Annotated in this window: 14 protein-coding genes and 1 pseudogene; 6 read left to right on the top strand and 9 right to left on the bottom strand. The window is 49.2% G+C overall.

Going from position 1 to position 18,100, the window contains the following annotated elements; all coding sequences use genetic code 11:
* Positions 1-95 precede the first annotated feature (95 nt).
* From HMPREF1535_RS24970 to HMPREF1535_RS24945, 6 genes and pseudogenes are all read right to left on the bottom strand, one after another.
* A pseudogene (locus tag HMPREF1535_RS24970) lies at positions 96-3,296 on the bottom strand (N-6 DNA methylase); the annotation flags it as partial.
* Complete coding sequence (locus HMPREF1535_RS24965) at positions 3,286-3,738, bottom strand: DUF1896 domain-containing protein (protein ID WP_046147970.1); 453 nt, start codon at positions 3,736-3,738, stop codon at positions 3,286-3,288. The pseudogene HMPREF1535_RS24970 and the gene HMPREF1535_RS24965, both read right to left, overlap by 11 nt.
* Positions 3,739-3,901: 163 nt before the next feature.
* A complete protein-coding gene (locus tag HMPREF1535_RS24960) occupies positions 3,902-5,992 on the bottom strand; it encodes a type IA DNA topoisomerase (protein WP_046147969.1) in 2,091 nt (696 codons plus the stop codon).
* Positions 5,993-6,052: 60 nt separating this feature from the next.
* On the bottom strand, positions 6,053-7,630 hold the full coding sequence (locus HMPREF1535_RS24955) for a DUF3945 domain-containing protein (RefSeq protein ID WP_046147968.1): 1,578 nt from the start codon (positions 7,628-7,630) through the stop codon (positions 6,053-6,055).
* 19 nt (positions 7,631-7,649) lie between these two features.
* The gene (locus tag HMPREF1535_RS24950; RefSeq protein ID WP_009016627.1) at positions 7,650-8,000 is read right to left on the bottom strand and encodes a helix-turn-helix domain-containing protein; all 351 of its coding nucleotides are present in this window, start codon (positions 7,998-8,000) and stop codon (positions 7,650-7,652) included.
* Between the two features lie 3 nt (positions 8,001-8,003).
* Positions 8,004-8,360 (bottom strand): helix-turn-helix domain-containing protein, encoded by a 357-nt coding sequence (locus tag HMPREF1535_RS24945; protein WP_046147967.1) that lies wholly within the window; start codon positions 8,358-8,360, stop codon positions 8,004-8,006.
* Positions 8,361-8,568: 208 nt separating this feature from the next.
* Between HMPREF1535_RS24945 and HMPREF1535_RS25610 the strand changes: the two genes are divergently transcribed.
* The 3 genes from HMPREF1535_RS25610 to HMPREF1535_RS24930 are packed head-to-tail and all read left to right on the top strand — an operon-like array spanning position 8,569 to position 10,269.
* Positions 8,569-8,862: a helix-turn-helix domain-containing protein gene (locus HMPREF1535_RS25610; protein WP_082207589.1), complete on the top strand. Its 294-nt coding sequence runs from the start codon at positions 8,569-8,571 to the stop codon at positions 8,860-8,862.
* A 30-nt stretch (positions 8,863-8,892) separates the two neighbouring features.
* A complete protein-coding gene (locus HMPREF1535_RS24935; protein WP_008151629.1) occupies positions 8,893-9,198 on the top strand; it encodes a helix-turn-helix domain-containing protein in 306 nt (101 codons plus the stop codon).
* Between the two features lie 57 nt (positions 9,199-9,255).
* Entirely contained in the window at positions 9,256-10,269 is a 1,014-nt protein-coding gene (locus HMPREF1535_RS24930; protein WP_046147966.1) for a DUF2971 domain-containing protein, read from the top strand.
* Between the two features lie 107 nt (positions 10,270-10,376).
* On the opposite strand, the gene HMPREF1535_RS24925 is transcribed toward HMPREF1535_RS24930, so the two are convergent.
* Both HMPREF1535_RS24925 and HMPREF1535_RS24920 read right to left on the bottom strand, forming a co-directional pair.
* Positions 10,377-10,739: a virulence RhuM family protein gene (locus HMPREF1535_RS24925; RefSeq protein ID WP_009016622.1), complete on the bottom strand. Its 363-nt coding sequence runs from the start codon at positions 10,737-10,739 to the stop codon at positions 10,377-10,379.
* A 12-nt stretch (positions 10,740-10,751) separates the two neighbouring features.
* A complete protein-coding gene (locus tag HMPREF1535_RS24920) occupies positions 10,752-11,987 on the bottom strand; it encodes a site-specific integrase (protein WP_046147965.1) in 1,236 nt (411 codons plus the stop codon).
* Positions 11,988-12,318: 331 nt separating this feature from the next.
* Here HMPREF1535_RS24920 and HMPREF1535_RS24915 point away from each other — a divergent pair, with 331 nt between their 5' ends.
* The 3 genes from HMPREF1535_RS24915 (at position 12,319) to HMPREF1535_RS24905 (ending at position 15,893) form a co-directional block, all read left to right on the top strand.
* Positions 12,319-13,278, top strand: coding sequence for an IS110 family RNA-guided transposase (locus tag HMPREF1535_RS24915; RefSeq protein WP_046147964.1), 960 nt, complete (start codon positions 12,319-12,321; stop codon positions 13,276-13,278).
* A gap of 694 nt (positions 13,279-13,972) precedes the next feature.
* Positions 13,973-15,325 (top strand): MATE family efflux transporter, encoded by a 1,353-nt coding sequence (locus tag HMPREF1535_RS24910; protein ID WP_082207588.1) that lies wholly within the window; start codon positions 13,973-13,975, stop codon positions 15,323-15,325.
* Positions 15,318-15,893, top strand: coding sequence for a Crp/Fnr family transcriptional regulator (locus HMPREF1535_RS24905; protein WP_007654061.1), 576 nt, complete (start codon positions 15,318-15,320; stop codon positions 15,891-15,893). The genes HMPREF1535_RS24910 and HMPREF1535_RS24905 overlap by 8 nt, the downstream gene beginning before the upstream one ends.
* Positions 15,894-15,985: 92 nt before the next feature.
* Here the strand turns inward: HMPREF1535_RS24905 and HMPREF1535_RS24900 are convergent, their stop codons facing one another.
* Complete coding sequence (locus tag HMPREF1535_RS24900) at positions 15,986-18,043, bottom strand: glycoside hydrolase family 71/99 protein (protein WP_046147962.1); 2,058 nt, start codon at positions 18,041-18,043, stop codon at positions 15,986-15,988.
* Positions 18,044-18,100: the final 57 nt, after the last annotated feature.

The following is an 18,100-nucleotide window of genomic DNA, read 5'->3' as shown; positions in this document are numbered from 1 at the left end:
CGGCTAAGTGGATAAGTTGGCTAATGACCGGCGTTGAAAACCCTTGCCGGGTAGGTTGCTAAGCCTACATTTACTATATGCCCTTATGGGCGCAGTACCTCGTGGTCACAAATGCCGCCGCCGTTCTGTTTGAGCATCCAGACGCAATCCATCTGCGACGGATAGACGCTCTTGATACCCCGGCTTGCCAGTCCTTTGAGGTTGAGGTCGGGAAAGGTCTGGTGCGATCCGTCATACTTCGGACGCACGAAACAGTTGAACTTGCGGTTGTACATCGTTGTCAGCCTCTCCTTGAACTGCGGCGACTGCTCTTCCAGCCATTCCGAGAACCCGTTGCGAATCTCGTCGATCTTGGCGTTGGCGAGCTGTATGCCCTCGCTGTCACGCACCTTGATGTCATTGCCATGCTCATCCTTTCCTATGGACTTCATCATGTCAGGGCAGGTGTTGTGCAGGGCGTGTTTCAACAGGTGCATGCCGTCATAGTTCCGGTAATAGCCCTTCACTAAAAACTCGTCCGTGATTTTCATGGTGCGGTAGCCGCACGCCACCGAAAACTCGTCCATGCTTGCGGAGTAGGCGATTTTCACGTCCGTGTCGAACAGGTGGCTCATATAGGCGGCGTACACGCCCGTCGGAATCCAGCGTTCCCCGAAATTGAAGTCGAGGTCCTCAAAGGCGATGCGCTGCGGCTCGGCTTCTTTCAGAGCCTCCAACGCCTGCTTCACTTCCGGCATACGTCCGTTTTCGGGGTTGTCGCCTATCCATGCCTCGATGCGCTCCGCCTTCTCTATCACGTTCCCGGCGATGAACCTGTCCTTTATCTCGTAACCGGTTACGAGCGGGTTGTAGAAGATGCGTCCTTTGAGGGCGTCAAGCAATCCCTCTTCCGTGCTGTCGGTTATCTCCCGCATATAGTCGAGATTGACCGTGCCGAACTTGTTGAGCGATGCGGATAACGCCTCTTCGGGAGAGCTTACGTTGGCATGGCTCTCCACAGAGAAGGAAACGGGACGTTCGAAGATGTCCGCCTTGACGAACCTGCCGTCCTCCGCCCGTTCCAGCGAAAGGATGTCGCGTCCGGCGGCATCCATCATCAACAGTTTCACGTTATGCTTGGCATTGAGGTTGCCGTAGCGCATGACAAACTCATCGTAGCAGGTATTCAACGCTCCGCGTTGCGCAGACCCTTCATCGTGATACTCCGCCTCGTAGCGGTAAAGCCGCTCGTATGCGTCACGGAGTGACACATACAACATCGCTTTCTCCTTCTGGTAGCCGGTCAGGTCAAGCGGTTGGAATGTCGCGCCGTAAGGCGTGAGGCCCTTCAAATAACCGAGATTGCGTGAAGCATCCAGTACCATAGAGCCGTCACGGTAGTGCGGCTCCAGCATACCGTTGAACGGACGGGGAGAAAGGTCGAGAGGTTCCTCCTTCGGCTTTTCCGTTTCAAATTCAGGGAAAAGGGAAGTTGTTGTCTCACTTGCGTTATTGTCCGTAACGGGAACGGTTGCGACTTCCGGCTGTGCTTCGGGTCGTTTTGTCGCTTCCTTTTCCGGCATGTTAGTGGCGGGAGCGGCTTTCACCGCCGTCCCGTCCACCCGTTGTTTCTCCTGATGCTGTGCCGCCAGCCTGCGAAGCTCCTTGCGTCGCTCCGGCGTGAGGTCCATCATCATTTCATAGAAGCCGTTGATGGGCGGATTGGTGTCCCAATCCAAAGTGGCGTAAATATCATCCGGATCGGCTTTGGCTGCGACACTCACCGGCTTTGTTTCATGGCTGTCCCTGTTCTCCGTCAGCGGTGCGGCAGACGGCTGTGGCGGTGCGGTCGTAACCTGCGCCTGTGGTTTGGGAGGCATACGCCTTGCCGGGCTTCCCTTTTTCGCTGTCTTTTTCTTCTTGGAGGGTGCGTCCTGCTTGCGTACTTCCTCGGTCATGCCCCAGAGGTCGAGCAGGGAGAGCTGCACGCCCTCCGAATAATCGGGGCGGCGCGGCTCTATCTCCGGCTTTTCTTCCTCCGGCTGCGGTGCTGCCGCTTCGGGTTTCGCTGCCATTTCATGACGTGGCTGTATCTCAGGAGTGACAACCGGTGTGGAAATGGTTTCTGTAACCGTGCTTTTCCCTTGTGCCGGATGCAGGCTGTGCATTTCATACAGTTTTCTGTCCAACTTATACAGCTCGATATCCATATGTTCCCGCAAGTCCTCCGCCATTTGCCCGATGCCGCCCCGGTGCATGACTTTATAGGCAGGTTTCCCGTAAGGGTCCGTGCCGCTTATCAGATCCGAGTGGGGAATCATGCCGATGCTGCCGACATACCCGTTCTGGAAACTGCCTATCGGTGTCTTTTCCGTCTGCACGAACAACTCTTCATAATCGTACAGCTCCCGTTTCTTGCCGCTGTTCTTTTGAAGGATAATCAGGTCGCTGCCCACCTCCGTACCCGCGTTGTCCGTGAAGAGGTTGTTCGGCAGGCGTGCGACACCCACCAGATTGGCATTACGCATCATATACTCGCGTATAGGCGCGTTGGACGGTGCGTCCAGCACTCCATGCGAGGTGATGAACGCCACGATGCCGCCCTCACGCACCGCGTCAAGGCTTTTCAGGAAGAAATAGTTGTGTATTGCCTTCTGTGCGGAACGCCTTGCCGGGTCTTGGCTTCCTGTAAACTCCGGGTCGAACACAGCCACGTCGCCGAACGGGATGTTCGAGATGGCAAGGTCGAAATAGTCCGTGAAGGGCTTCTCTATCTTCTCGAATCCCTGCACCCTTACCTTTTGGTCGGGATGCAGGTGTCCCAATATCTTGCCCGTCATCAGGTCTTTCTCGAAAGCCATGACATCCGCGTCCGGCTTGTTTTCCAGCACGGCATCCACGAATGCGCCCACACCCGCCGACGGCTCCAGTACACGGTCGGGACGTATGCCGTGTTCATGCAGTACGTCCGCGATAGTGCCGGTTATCTCCGGCGGGGTGTAGAAAGCGGTCAGCACGGACTGCTTCATGGCATCCACGTACCGCTTGTACTCCGTATCGTCCTTGCTGTTTTCACGCACCAGCCTGTGCAGCTCCACCGTCGGGGCAAACAGTTCGAGGTCCGATTTCGCCCAATGCACGGCATCCGTCAGTTCCTTTGCCGGGTTCAGTATGCACTTCAACCCGCCGAAACCGCAATACTTCCGAAGTATGGCTTGTTCCTCGGCGGTTGCCGTCCTCCGTTCCCTGTCAAGGATGAATGCCGTCCGTATCGCCTCGATGTTGTCCCGCAGCCGTTGTTTGCGGTTAAACGCCATATTCCCCGATATAAAGGACGACGGCTCCCGTCAGCTCCGTGTAGAGCAGGTCGTATTCGGGCGACAGGGCGAAATTGTCGTCCGAAAGGTCATAAGCGGAGAATACATTACCGACAGGCGGCAGCAGCTTTCGGATGAAGGCCTCGCGTTTCTTTTCCGGCACTTCTTCGGCAAACTCGTTTTCCACGACTTCGCGGAGGATGGCGTACTTGGAATAGCGAAGCCCCCGCAGGAGCGTGTCCATCGCCAACTCCTGCGCCCCTTCGGGCGGATAGCCTTCGAGCCGCGCACGCTCATACGTTTCGGCGGCACGGTCGGCGCGTTCCCGGATGAAGGCATCATCGGAAGCCTGTTCAAACTTGTTCGTGCGGAGATAGTCCAGCAGGTACAGACCGTAATAGGAAAAGTCGGTCTGACCCTCGTTTTTCTTCTTGTTGTTCATTACTTTGGAATTTAGTGGATTGGTAATGACGGGGATAATCGTCTGGAAAGGAGAAAGAAAAGGCACTCGGTATCCCTCCGAGTGCCACCACTAAATCCAAAGTATGAGTGTAATCCGGTATCGAAGAACAATTCATTACTCTGAACCAGTGGCAAAGTTAATACTATTTCTTCCGTCCTGAAAATTTCCTGCTCGTTTTCCTTTCGGGGAACACGAAAGTCGTGTTATAGTCCCCGTCAAAGGCGACTATGGCATCGAAGCTCTTGCCCTGCTTGCTCTTGAAGCCTTTGAGCAGCTTCGTATGCCCGTCGGTGAGCAGCTCTTTGATCTCGTCGTCGGAAAGGGTGCGGTTCGCCTTCAGGCGGAACACGGGCAGCCCGCACTCCGCATTGTCGCAGCGTACCACCTTGCCGTAGAACTGCATGCTGCCCGTCCCGCACTTGGGACACTTGCAGCCGGAATCCCTGCGGGAGAACAGCTTGTTGCACGAGAGCAGTTCGGAGGTGATTTCGCGTGTGTACGCCTCTATTTCCCTGCGGAAAGTGTCTGCGGGCAGTTCCCCGCGCTCGATGCGTGCCAGATTCTTCTCCCATTCGCCCGTCATGGCTACGTCGGCGATGCGCATCGTCTTCACGACAGAGTAAAGGGCAAGCCCTTTTTCAGTCGGCACAAGCGATTTCTTGCAGCGTTCCATGTAGCCGCGCTTGAAGAGCGTTTCGATAATCGCCGCACGGGTGGCGGGCGTGCCGATGCCGCAGTCCTTCAACGCCTGACGCAATGCGTCGTCCTCTATGTCCTTGCCCGCCGTTTCCATTGCCGATAATAGTGTGGCCTCAGTATGCAGCGGCTTGGGTTTGGTCTTTCCCTCCGTGATGGAGCAGCCTTTCAGCGTCAGCGTGTCGCCTTCCTGCCAATTGGGGATGGCGGTTTCTTCCTTGTCCTCCCCGCCATAGACGGCGCGCCATCCGGCTTGCCTGATAACGCTGCCTTTCACCGTGAACTCCACTCCGGCACACTCCGCCGTGACGGTGGCGGTGTCCTTGACGCATTTTTCGGAGAACGCCTCGATCATGCGCCCGGCAACCATCTGATAGACGGTACTGTCCTCTTTGGAGAGGAACAGCGGTTTCTCGCCCGTGACGAGCAGGGCGTGGTGGTCCGTCACCTTACCGCCGTCCACGCTTCTGCGTGTCGGGACGCATTTCGGCTGCACCTTGCCTTTCCATTCGGGCAAAGCCCCGATGAAGGCGAGCAGCTTGGGGATTTCGGCGAACACGTCTTCGGGGATGTAGCGGCTTCCGGTTCGCGGATAGGTGATGAGCTTCTTCTCGTAGAGCTTCTGCGCGATTTCAAGCGTCTGTTCCGCCGTGAAGCCGTGCTTGGCGTTGGCTTCCTTCTGGAGCGTCGTCAGGTCGTACAGCAGCGGTGTTTCCTCCGTCTTCTCCTTGCGTTCGGCTTTCGTGACGGTGGCTGTGCCAGCCGACTTCACCTTATTATATAGTTCCGTCGCAGGCTCTTTCTCTTTCCACTTTTCGGAAGAGGAAAACTTCACCGTTCCTTCATTGCAGCCGTCCGTTGCGATATGGAGCTGCCAGAAGGCTTCGGGTGTGAAGCGGCGATTCTCCCAATAGCGTGCGCACACCATCGCCAGCGTGGGTGTCTGCACCCGCCCGACGGAGTACGTGCCGTGTCCGGCGGCGATGGAGAGTGCCTGCGTGCCGTTGATACCCACGAGCCAGTCTGATTCGCTCCGCGCTTTGGCAGCAAGATAGAGGTTGTCGTATTTGCCGCCTTCTTCAAGGTTTCGCAGTCCCTCGCGGATAGCCTTGTCGGTAAGCGAGCTTATCCAGAGGCGGACGAACGGGGTGGTGCATCCGGTGTAATGGTAGAGGTAGCGGAAGATAAGTTCACCCTCGCGTCCGGCATCGGTCGCCACGATGATCTGTTCGCTTTCCTTGAAAAGACGGGTGACGGTTTTAATCTGAGCCACCACGCCGCTGTCGGGCTTGTAGCCCTTCTCCGTCTTTACCTGACGGGGGACGAGCGTGAAGGTGTCGGGGATGACGGGCAGGTTGTCACGGACAAAGCCGCGTATGCCGTAGCCGTCGGGCATGGCAAGCTGCACGAGGTGTCCGAACGCCCATGTCACGGCGTAGCCGCCTCCCTCGAAATATCCTTCCTCTCTCTTTGTCGCGCCCACGATGCGGGCAATCTCACGTGCCACAGAAGGCTTTTCTGCAATGATTGTCTTCATATTTTTTCTGTCGTTTTGAATTTTACAAATGTTACTTCGGATTTAGTGGCGGACACGGGATTACATCTTCATGCCCTTGTTGTTTCTTTTCTGCTGCTGTTGCTGTGCGGTGTCCTTTGGGGCGGTCTGTCCCTTCCGCAACGGCTCCTTCAGGTTCTTGGTAGCCTCGTTGGTCTTGCCCTCGCTGTTCACTGCCACCTGTGTGCGGCTCTCGTTGGACGGGGCGACCTTCTGCGCGTTGTCGGGATTGGTGTCGTAGCGGTACGGGCGTCCCTTCTCCGAATTGAACTTGATGTACATCGTGGCGTGGAAGCCTTGCTTGTCGGTCACGTTCTCTAATTTCACGGCTTTGCCAGCCACGTAGTCGGCTTTCTGCTGTTCGGTGAAGTCCACGCCGCTCCATTTGCTGATGGGGCGGATGCTGCCGTCGGCGTTCGTCCACGTGTTGCGGCGTTGCTCCTTGTTCGTGCCCCCGGCATTCTCCGTACCCTGCGCCTGTCCTTGTGCGGGGTTGTTCTTCGTTTCCTGCGTCCGGGCGGCACGGGGGGACCTGCTGGTTCCCGGCACGAACTCCACGCCGCGCTGCTCCACGTTCACTTGCAGGGTGGTGAGGAACTTCCTGCCGTCCTTGCGCTCGATGAGCTTGTCACGCACGGGCAGCCCGGCACGCAACATGTCCTGCTCCTGCTTGGTGATTTCCGTCTTGCCGATGCGCTCCGGTATGCGCACCTTGTTCGCCGGGACATCCGTGATTTCGTTCGTCTTGCGGTCGATGCTGACGAACGAGGGGATGATCTCGCCCGTTTCCCTGTCCACGAGGTCCACGACCCTGCCGAGGTTGCCCGTTTCGCACAGGTTCTTCCGGTCGTCGTCGGAGAACTTGTGTTCCTTGTACTCGTCGAGTTTCTGCTCCTTGCGGATGAAGTGCGGCACAAGGCTGACATTACCCTCGCCGTCCCTCTTGAAGGAGAGGCGGGCGTCCAACTCGAAAGCCTCTCCACCGAAATTGGGCGACACCCTCACCAAGTCGGACTTACCGTAGTTGAGCATCCTGTCAAGGTTGCCCGACTTTTCAAGGTCGTCGCGCTTCACGCCCCATTTCTCCTCCAACTCCTGCCAATTGATCTTGCTCTCGTCGATGGGCTGGTAGCCCCGGTTGCCCTGCGTCTGCTGCGGGCTTTCCTGATTCTGTTCGTTTTTCTGTTCCATTTCTTCCTGTTTTTTAGGTTCGTCATCTTGTTTCTGTTCCGGTTGTTCCTGCTTTTCGGCGGACTGCTCCTCCTGTACTTTCTTTTCGTAGCCGGAGGTGTCCACCTTGTGGGGCGCAAGCATCTCCTTGTTGCCGTCGGGGTCTTTCAGCAAGTCCTTGATAACCTCCAGCAGCTTGTCGGCTTGGTCCGCCGCGACACGGTAGAAACCGAAGCGGCTGGGTTCCTTGCACTGCCGGAAGAAGTTCTTGAAGAAGTTGTCCAGCACGTCGCCGTGCCGGTCGAATTGCAGGAAACTCTGCGCGTTCTCCGCTTTCGCGGGGATGCGCTTGGGGGAACCGTCGGCGTTCAGCCCGGCTACCACGCTGATTTCGCCCGTCTTCTCGTCACGGACAACCAGCACGTCCTTTTCGTCTTTTTTCTTTGCCATCTGAAAAATGTTTTAATGGTTATTTTTGAAAGAAATTATGGATACGAGCCTTGTAGAAGGCTATATCTTCCTTGCGGAAGTCCTTTACATGTTCGGAGAGGAACGTCAGCACGTCCGCCTCGCTGTAATAGGTCTTTTTGCCGAGTGTCTTGTAGGGCAGCGCGCCGATGCTGCGGTAGCGTTGCAGGGTGCGCTTGCTGATCTGGAGCAGCATGCACAGGTCTTGGTTGTCGAAAAGCCTGATCCCGTCCATCGGGTTCGGGGCTTTGCCGGACGGCTGCATGGAGAGCAGCATCTCGTCCTGACGGTCGAGCCGTTCCATCACCTTCTGCATCCAGTTCTCAAAATTGTTGCGGGTAAGCAGTTCCATGTCCTATGTCCTCCTTCCTTTGGGTTTGCCGCCCGTGCGCAGCGTGTGGTTGCGTTTCATCTGTTCCGGTGTCGCGGCATCTCCCGTGACGGTACTGTCTTCGAGCAGGCGGTCTATCTCCGACTGCCGGTAGCGGCACTTGCCGCGCAGCACGACATAGGCGATGCGCTGTTCGCTGCGCATGCGCTGGAGGGTGCGGCAACTCACGTTCAGCAGGTGCGCCGCCTCGCGAGTGGTGAGCAGCCTGTCGGGGGATTCTTCCTTCCTCCCGCCGGAAACGGCACGCACGTGTGCCGCTATCTCGGCTATCTGTTCCGTCAATGCGGTGAAGACGGAACTTTCCATCGTTATCACTTTCATATTCAGTCCTTTCTTTTGGTTTCTGCGGCAAAATTCAGCAATAAACCAAAGGGGCTTTAACAGCTCACTACGTGGCTCACGTAAGATTTTTACGGATAATGGCTCCGTTACCCGGACAGACGGCGCAACAAGCTGCCTTTTAGCGGGAAACGGTGCATGTTCATAGCGGCTTCGTTACCTTTGCGGCAAACTCTGAAATGTTTTGCTTATGGAAATAGTATCTATCGAGAAAAAGACCTTCGAGATGATGGTGGCGTCCTTCAACGCCCTCGCGGAGAAGGTAGCCGCCCTGAGGCGCAGGAGCGACGGCGGGCGGCAGGAAAGATGGCTCACGGGCGAGGAGGTCTGCGGGCAGTTGAGAATCAGCCCGCGCACGTTGCAGACGTTACGCGACAAGCGGCTTATCGGCTACTCGCAGATAAACCGCAGGTTCTATTACAAGCCGGAAGAAGTCAGGAGACTGATTCCGCTTATCGGTACGCTCTATCCCGGCGGCAGATAATCTTATTATTCACCCACTGAATCCAAAGTTATGATGAACGAGAACAACGATGTTTTTACACTGGAGGACGAGCCGCTTGCCACAGTGGTGCAGAATATGCGCAAAGGCTCTAAATGGCTCTCCGCATTTTTGGAAAGTTACCGTCCGCCGCTGGACGGGGAACGTTACCTGACGGACAGGGAGGTGGCGGACTTGCTCCGTGTCAGCCGCCGCACCTTGCAGGAGTACCGCAACAACAGGGTGCTGCCCTTTATCCTTTTGGGAGGGAAGGTGCTTTACCCCGAATCCGGGTTGCGTGAGCTGTTAGAGGTGAACTACCGCAAGCCGCTGGAATAATGTTCTGGCATTCCGGAATAAAATGCGTACCTTTGTAGTTAAAAATGAAATACCATTATGCTTCGGAGTGAATTTGCAAAATTGTTAGAATCCACAATAATTCCTGAAGGAATAGAGCAAGAGGACATAAAATCTCGAATCTATCCAATAAGTGCAGCATTGATGTCAATGTTGCCGCAAAAACTGTATAGATATAGGAGTTGTTCAACATTAAACCTTGATGCTTTTGATAAGGATTTGGTTTATGCTGTTACTGCTGATAAGTTTAATGACCCCTATGACACTCTTGTTTATTATAGTTTGGATAATATTCAAGAGCAAATGAGAGCCTGTTGTACAGAAGAATTTCTTGAACAATTCAAACAGATACTTGAAAATAAAGATTTTGATTTTCCTCCAAGTGTAATCCAATTTTTCGGAAAAAACAATTTGGCAGGTTTTAAAAAACAGGTAATATCATGTAATGGTATAAATCCATTGAGATTAGCTCTTTTTAGTGCTGCAATGGAAAACATATTGAAAGAAATCCTATTAAAAATGGGGGATACATTAAAGATCGTATCTACGATAGCATGTTTAAGCGAAAACATAGATTCTGTTATAATGTGGAGCCACTATGCCCAAAATCATGAAGGGTTTGCATTGGAATATGATTTAAGGTTCTTATTAGAACAAGGAGAAATGAATTGTTGTATTTTGCCTGTTATATATGATAACGACCGTTTTGATGCAAATAGCTTTATTCAATGGTATATAGCAAAGAGTTTGGGGCTGGATGTTAAAAATATAGATTCACTATCACATTTGAAAATGGCTATTCACAAATCCACACAGTGGGAATATGAAAATGAATGGCGTATTATTCATTCCGAGAAACAACCTGCCACACATTCTCGTGCAACAAGCCTGAAAATTGTTCCTAAAGCAATCTATTATGGAGAGAGAATTTCAAATATCAACAAGAAAATATTGCATTATATAGCACAAGAAAAAGGAATTGCGGAATTTGATATGTACATTGATTGTGGCTCATTAAAGTATGAGATGTTATATAAGCCATCTCAATTTTGATACCTCATATTCTTTAACAAATAATTCGTATATTCCAAATTGACTATCTTAAAGTTAAAACGGACAGCTTGATGGTTGTCCGTTTTTAATTGATTGTCATCGTCTTTTCAGCAGTAACCGCCTTTTCCGCTATGTACGAATACCATGTAGGCGATATGCTTGTCTTTTGCGAGTGCCTTGTCCATCAGCCAGCGGCGGAAAAGATGGGCGTGGTAGGTGTTCAGCCGAAAGGCGACAGGGATGATGATTTCCAGCGAATACACGTCGGCTGAAAGCCCGTTTTCAAGCCGCATGTAGCGGCACACCTCGTAGTCGTTCAGCACGTCCGGCTTGCGGACGGCTCTGATGGCGGCGTTCACTGCCGGGACGCCCGTGTGGAACAGTCCGGCGATTTCTGTGGCGGTCATCCATATCTCGTTACCGGTTACGCTGACCGTGTTGTCCTCTATGATAATTATATCACGTTTCATGGCTTCTCTGTTTTAGATGGTGCAACCTGCAAATTCCTCGATGCCGTTCAACCTTGCGGCAAGATTCTCCATGTCTTGGTTGAGCTTCTCTTTGGTGATTTTCGCGTATATCTGTGTAGTCTTTATGCTCTTGTGTCCCAGCATGGAACTCACCGTTTCGATGGGTACGCCGTTGGAGAGGAACACCGTCGTGGCTGCCGTGTGGCGGCTCTGATGCCACGTGATGTGCTTGGTGATGCCGCAACGCTTGGCGACGGAACGGATTCCGGCAAGGCACGTGTTGTAGTGGGGAACGGGGAAAATCCTGCCGTTCCCGCACAGCCCCCGGTATTTGTCGATGATGCGCTTTGCGATGTCGAGCAGGCGGATATTGGATACCACGCCCGTCTTCTGGCGGTTGATGTTTATCCACTCGTGTTCGTCGAAGTAGGTATGGATGTTCTCTTCCGTCAGGTTGCGCATGTCGGCGAACGACAAGCCCGTGAAGGCGCAGAACAGGTAGAGGTCGCGGTAAAGCTCCTGCTTGGCGTTTTTCAGCCTGCCATCCATCAGCAGCCGGATTTCCTCTTTCGTCAGGAAACTGCGTGTCGTTTCCTCCTTCTTGATTTCATACTCGCGGAACGGGTCGCGTGTGAGCCACTCGTTGTTGATGGCGATGAACACCATCGTCCGCAAGGGGCAGACATACAGCCACACGGTGTTGGTGCAGCAGTGCTTGTCCGTGCGAAGGAACATTTCGAAGTCGGAGATGAAAGCGGACGTAAGCTCTTTCAGCGCGATGTCCTTCACGCGGTAGCGGATGGTGAGGAACTCTTGCAGGTGCTTGTAAACGGTCTTGTACTTCAAGAGCGTGCCTTTGGCTTTCATGCCAGCATCCACCTGTTTCTCGTAGTCCTCGTTGTGCTGGCGGAACACCTGCATCAGCGTGTGGTAGCGGTGTTCCAGTCCGAGAAAGGCGTTCTTGACCTTCTCCGCCGTGACGAAATTGTCACGCTCCATGATTTCCTGATAATGTTTGTTGATGCGCACACGCATCTTGTCGAGCATGCGGTTCGTTTCGAGTGCCGCCGAGCTTCTGCCCGTGACACGTCCCCCTTTGGTGTCCCACAGCTTGGGATCGACGGTCAGTTTACAACTGAACTGCGTCTGGCTGCCGTCCACCGTGATGCGTCCCATGACGGGTACTGTCCCGTCCTTTTTCACTACCTGACGTTTGAGGTAGTAGATTACTGAAAATGTACTCTTCATCGTCCTTAATTTTTTTAGGTTCAAAATTAGTTGGTGAAGAGTCCGGTGTCGGTACGCAAAACGGGGAGGAACGGCGCAATCTTTTTTCGTAACCGGATTTATTGCGTGGGTTGTCAGTAACTCACTAATCTTTAACGCCTTGTTTCGCTATCCGTGTCCGTTTGTCGCCCTTTCGGGCATGGTTACGGACAAGTAACGTAGCGGCGTCCTGATTTGGCTTCAGCGGTGATTGCGATGGCTTCACGAATAATCGGAAACCCGACTGAAACCCTTGTAACTCAATTCTATCACTATATCTTTCCGCATTTCACTTTTTTGTAGTAACTTTGCAATGGAAAGCACCAGTATTTATTGGGTTCCTATTTGGCGCATTTTGGAATGCGATTTTGATGTTAAATTGGTTAACCCTTATTTCATCCGTCAACTCCCTGGTCGTAAAACTGATATTAAAGATGCCCAATGGATTGCGACTGTTCTTCAGAAAGAGCTAATTAAGGGAAGTTATATTCCTGATTCAAAAATACAGGAATTACGTCAGTACAGTCGTCGTATCTTCCATTTGACTCGTCGCAAACAGCAAGCTGAATCTGCTATCGATCTAACGTTGCAACGTTGCAATATTCGTTTGAGTAATTATGTTTCTGATATTGGTTGTAAATCCATGCGTAAGGTGGTCAATGCATTAATCTGTGGTGAAACTGATTCTGAAGTATTAGCTCTGTTGGTTCACAAGCGTATTCGTAATAAACATTGTCATGAGGTTATTAAGTCGTCTTTGACTGGTATTGTATCTTCATCAGACAGAGACATGCTTAAAATGAGTTTGGAAGAAGTGGAACTTTATGATCGTCAGCTTCTTGAGTGTAAAGAGAAAATGCGAATAATTTGCGAGGGACATTATGCCGAGGAACTGGAAATCCTTCAAACAGCTCCTGGGATAAAAGAGGAAAGCGCTATGAGAATCATAGCAGAAATCGGTGTTGACATGAAAGCCTTTCTAACAGCATCAGCTTTAGTTGGCTGGGCTGGATTAAGACCGCGAAATGATCAAAGTGCAGGAAAGATCAAAGGAAGAAAGACTTTACATGGAAACAAGTATTTACGTGTTATGCTTACACAATGTGCATGGGGAGCCTGCAGGACTCAAACATCTAAATTTTATAGCAGATATCATACCTTGAAAAAGAGAATGAATCACAACAAGGCTTTAATGGCAAATGCTCGAAAGCTACTCGTTGTTATTTGGAATTTATTAGCTAAAAAGCAACCTTATATGCCATTGGTGAATTAATGGTTGCTTCTTAATGAGCGTTCCAAGACCCTTATATTTGTGGTGGAGTAAACCCCGTTTTTGCAAACTGGTATACAGGCACGCTCTGGCAAGGAATTGCGTCTGAGACAAACAAGCTCGAAGAGGAAATTATTTATCACTCTCTACATAGACAAAATGTAGGGACAGCTACAAAGTGATCTTATTTTAACGGGAGTTCGAAATAAGGTTAGTGTAACTTTTATTACACAGAAAATAATAAGAAAAAAGGGACCCTTATACAGACTCCCTCCCAAAGATCATACATTTCATAGTCAAGACTGTGGCAATGTTATCTCTTTGTGTTTTTCATAGTTAAAATCTTTTCGTCAAAGGACAGGTTTATTTTTCTTTAATACAAACTTTTTGTTATATTTTTACACATACATGTTATTAAACATGGCTTGACTGTTATTCTGAGGAAGGTTATGGTACTTATTTCGAACTCACGTTTGTTTATTTATAGAGGAAATATACCTTAATAAAAAACACTTTCACTGGTTTGAAATTGATTATCATCACCAGTAGATATTCAGAAGCAAGCACACATTTAAAAACGAATATTTTTCAATCTACAATATAATATTTTATCTATTTTCATTTATTACCAATTGGTAAGTTCATCCGGAGGTTAAAGGCCTACCTTTGCGGGCGTTATTATTAAAAACCAATTGATATGCAGAGGGATAGCCTTGATTTCAAAAGCATGAGCGTAGGAAAACTATTTACCAAATTACTGGTTCCTACCATTATGGGAATGGCCGCATCGGCACTATTTACCGTTGTAGACGGTATTTTCGTCGGGAACGGGATTGGAAGTGATGCAATGGCAGCAGTCAATATCTCCGCCCCTATTTTTATGATTATTACCGGAGTCGGATTGATGTTCGGCATGGGAGGCGGGATACTCACTTCCATCAACTTGTCGCAGGGTAAAAAGAAAGTTGCAAATATTAATTTTACCCAGTCGGTCATCGCATTGGTATTCATCAGCCTCGTTATGACGTTGTTGCTAACGATATTTCCGCATAAGATAGCCACCCTTTTCGGCTCCGATGAATATCTGATGGATATGGTGGTTGAATATTTATTCTGGTTTTCCATCAGCCTGCCATTTACGGTACTGGTGGTTGCCCTTCCGTTTTTTATCCGGCTGACGAATCCCAAGATATCCATGTGGGCGATGCTGGCTGCTACCGTTGTGAATATTATTCTCGACTATTTGTTTATTTTTGTTTTCAAATGGGGATTGTTCGGGGCAGCGATTGCAACAGATATAGGTGAGTTTGTTGGTGCCGCCATTATGATTGTCTATCTGTTCCGGCATTCGATAGCCATACGGTTCGTGTGGTTGAAACTGAGTGTCAAGAGTCTGCTGTTGACGCTCCGAAATGTAGGTTATATGATTAAGCTCGGCTTTTCCGTATTCCTTAGTGAGATAACGATATCCGTTATGATTATTTCCGGCAACTATGTTTTTATGGATTATATGGGAGCCGACGGCGTAGCGGCTTACAGTGTCATTTGCTACCTGTTCCCAATCATATTCATGGTTTTCAACGCAACCGTACAGTCCGCACAGCCGATTATCAGCTATAACTACGGATGCGGCCAGATGAAACGTTCGGATAACGCTTTACGTTTATCCATGCTTTTCACTTTGGTATTCGCATTCAGTATCATGCTCCTGTTTATATGTTTTACCCGGAGCATCGTTACTCTTTTCATTCCCGATACAGCCAGTGCGGCATGGGGATATGCAGTAGCCGGCTTACCGCTGTTTGCTACCGATTACCTGTTTTTCGGTATCAACATCATTATAATCGGTTATTATACCAGTATCGAACGGTTACGGCGTGCGATATCACTGACAGTTTTACGGGGAATATTGCCTGTCGTATTCTTTTTCACATTACCTTTACTACTGGATGTCAATGGTATATGGCTGGCAGTAGCGGCAGGGGATATTACCACGACAGTTGTTATCGTCATTTTATTAATTGTAGATAAAGTACGTAGGAATGGATAAATTAATTGAAGAAATAGACAACCGGTGTAACCTAAGCGATACGGAAATGACATTGCTCCGGCAGACACTCCGTATCCTGCATTTCCCCAAAGGTAGTATTGTCATAGGGGAAGGCAAGACGGACGATTCCATCTATTTTCTGGACAAAGGTGTATGGAGAGCCTACATCGAAGAAGAAGGCGAACAGCAAACCCTTTGGTTTGCTATCCCCGGGGAGACCATATTCTCTTCCTGGGGATATTTCCGCGGACATCCTTCACGTTACACAATCTGTTCGTCGAGTGACAGTATTGCCATCGAAATGAGAAACAGCACAATACAAAAACTGTCGGAGTCTTCGCCGGCTTTTCTGAAATGGATACAAGGTCTTCTGATGGATATACTCGTTAATGAAGATGATGTTCTGGTCGATATATCCAGCCCGAAGGCGGAAAAGCGTTACCTGGCTTTCATCAAAAAGATGCCGGAGTTGTTTAATAGCGTTCCTTTGAAAGAGATAGCCGGATATATCGGTGTAACTCCCCAGTCACTCAGCCGCATCCGGGCCGGGCTGAACAAAAACAAATAGAAAAGAAAGTAACCTTAACAGCCAACGTTTTAACAGACATTAGTTGTTAAGGTTATTTCATATTATAAACAGATGCTTTCTATAGCGCGATTTTATTTATTCCAGATATAGCGATAATTAAATCTTCGGTTAGGAGCCGCATCACCATCTACACACAATGATATAGGATCTTTCAAATTAGCAGGATTATCAGTCCATTTAAAATCAAAGACAAATGAATCACCAATTAATCCTAAATCTGCACGAGGTATTGATAATTCCAATTGATTTCCATTCACCCGATATGACAATGTATTTACTTTCTTCCACTCTCCGGCTTGTTCATCATACCTCATCAATTCTGTCGACTGCGCATCAACAACCTTTTTATTTACTATAAAATCATAACCGTACCAGCCGGTCGAAGCATTATTATCCGCATCGATAAGTAATAACATCCAGTTCGGATCAGAAAATGGGGACAATTTATCCATCGCTTCCACATAAAAGAATATGTTATCCTTATCTACTGCAACTTTCGATAAAACAATATCATTTCTACCAGAATTATTTACATAATGATTTCCGCCATATCCTTTATGGTCACGATGAGTTACATCTCCTTTGGTATCCCGATATTCAACCTTGACTTTATCCCATTCCTTAAATGTCCCGTCTATTCGGATTTTCTGGTATCCACTACTCTGTGGTATGGGACGAACTCCTTTATAACGACGAATATTCTGTGCCATCTGCATATAATAGTTATCCGTATAGCCACCTTTCATAGGTTGGATTGTACGATTAAATTCTGCATTATACTGATCTACAAAATAAAACGGATTTTTACGTCCCAAAAACTCTGTCGGTCCGGGTAATTCAGACCCGGGAGCTTTCCCTGAGTTATATTTTCCAGCAGTCCATTCATTCCAGTCATTCAAATACAGAAACTGAGGATCGTTTTTCAATGCTTCATCCCAGCGATCCTGAAAATAGATACCGTATGCTGTAGGATCATTTACTGTTTTCCCTAGCCAGGAGACATAAGTCGGTTCAGGCATATCATGGTCATTCAACTTCGGTTCCTTTTTATCACGAGTCCAGGATTTTCCAATTATGGAAATAGGATGTTGAGCCGGAGTAACTGCAGCTTGTTCATTTTCTCCTCGATAAGTTGCAACCAAATCCGACGGTGACATTTTACATACTCGTTCGTCACCCAAATCGTAGCCAAAACTCCAGTTTCCTTCTGTTCCGACAAAACGTTCACCAGCCCACTCATAGTATCCCCACCACATGGTTCTGAGCGTGAAAAAATCTTTCACATCCTGGGTATAATCCGTATAAAACTCGTTTATGTAATCCGGATCATTATAGTGAGGATGTGAAGGGTCAGTCAATGCTTTGGGATCATAATGAGGATTCGGGTTCTTCACACCTCCGCCATTAGCATCCATTGTCGGTTTTCCGTTATACAACAGTAAAGGTTTATCTCCCCAGTAGAACCATAAATCCTTATATTTGTTTTCTTTATATACTTTATCATATAAATCTTGTACAACAGAAATCACAGGTCCGTTGAAAGCCCAAAAACAAAATTGAGGGACTTTGTTACCTTCTGCTTTCATTTTTTGCATCGTTGTAAACAGAGTTTCCCACTCATCCCAATAACGGACTGCATTTGTTACATCCATAACTAATACATCCACACCGGCATCGGCCAGCATCGACATATCTTTACGAATCACATATTCATCACGACTAAGGAAATATCCCAATTCAGGTTCCCCCCAATGGTAAGAACCTTCTGTCCATGCCGAATGATTAGCATCCAGACGAGCTTCGGGAGCTTCTTCCAACACCTTACTTACATCAGCACGATAAGGAGCCTTCAAATTAGCCAAATTATCCGAATGCCACGTGATATAAAAAATACCAACCACACGACGCTTATCATTCTTGACATTTCCGACCTCTTCTTGTGTCGGCATAGTCCGTCCCAAAGCATCTGTTGCCACCCAGGTATCAGAATAAGTATCCCAACAAGAATCAGGCATATTCACATTCGAATGAACGGTATCCTTTTGATTTCCACATCCCGACAGGGCCATTATCCCTATCAGTCCAAAAGTCCATAATTGATTTATACAAAGACCATTAACATGTTTCATAATCTATAAATTCAGAGTTTATAAAAATAAGACAAAACTGATTCAAAACGAATTATA

It is taken from the genome of Parabacteroides goldsteinii DSM 19448 = WAL 12034 (assembly GCF_000969835.1).
GTDB classification, from domain to species: Bacteria; Bacteroidota; Bacteroidia; order Bacteroidales; family Tannerellaceae; genus Parabacteroides; species Parabacteroides goldsteinii.
The sequence above is the reverse complement of the archived record's forward strand: the minus strand, read 5'-3'. Positions and strand labels throughout refer to the sequence as shown.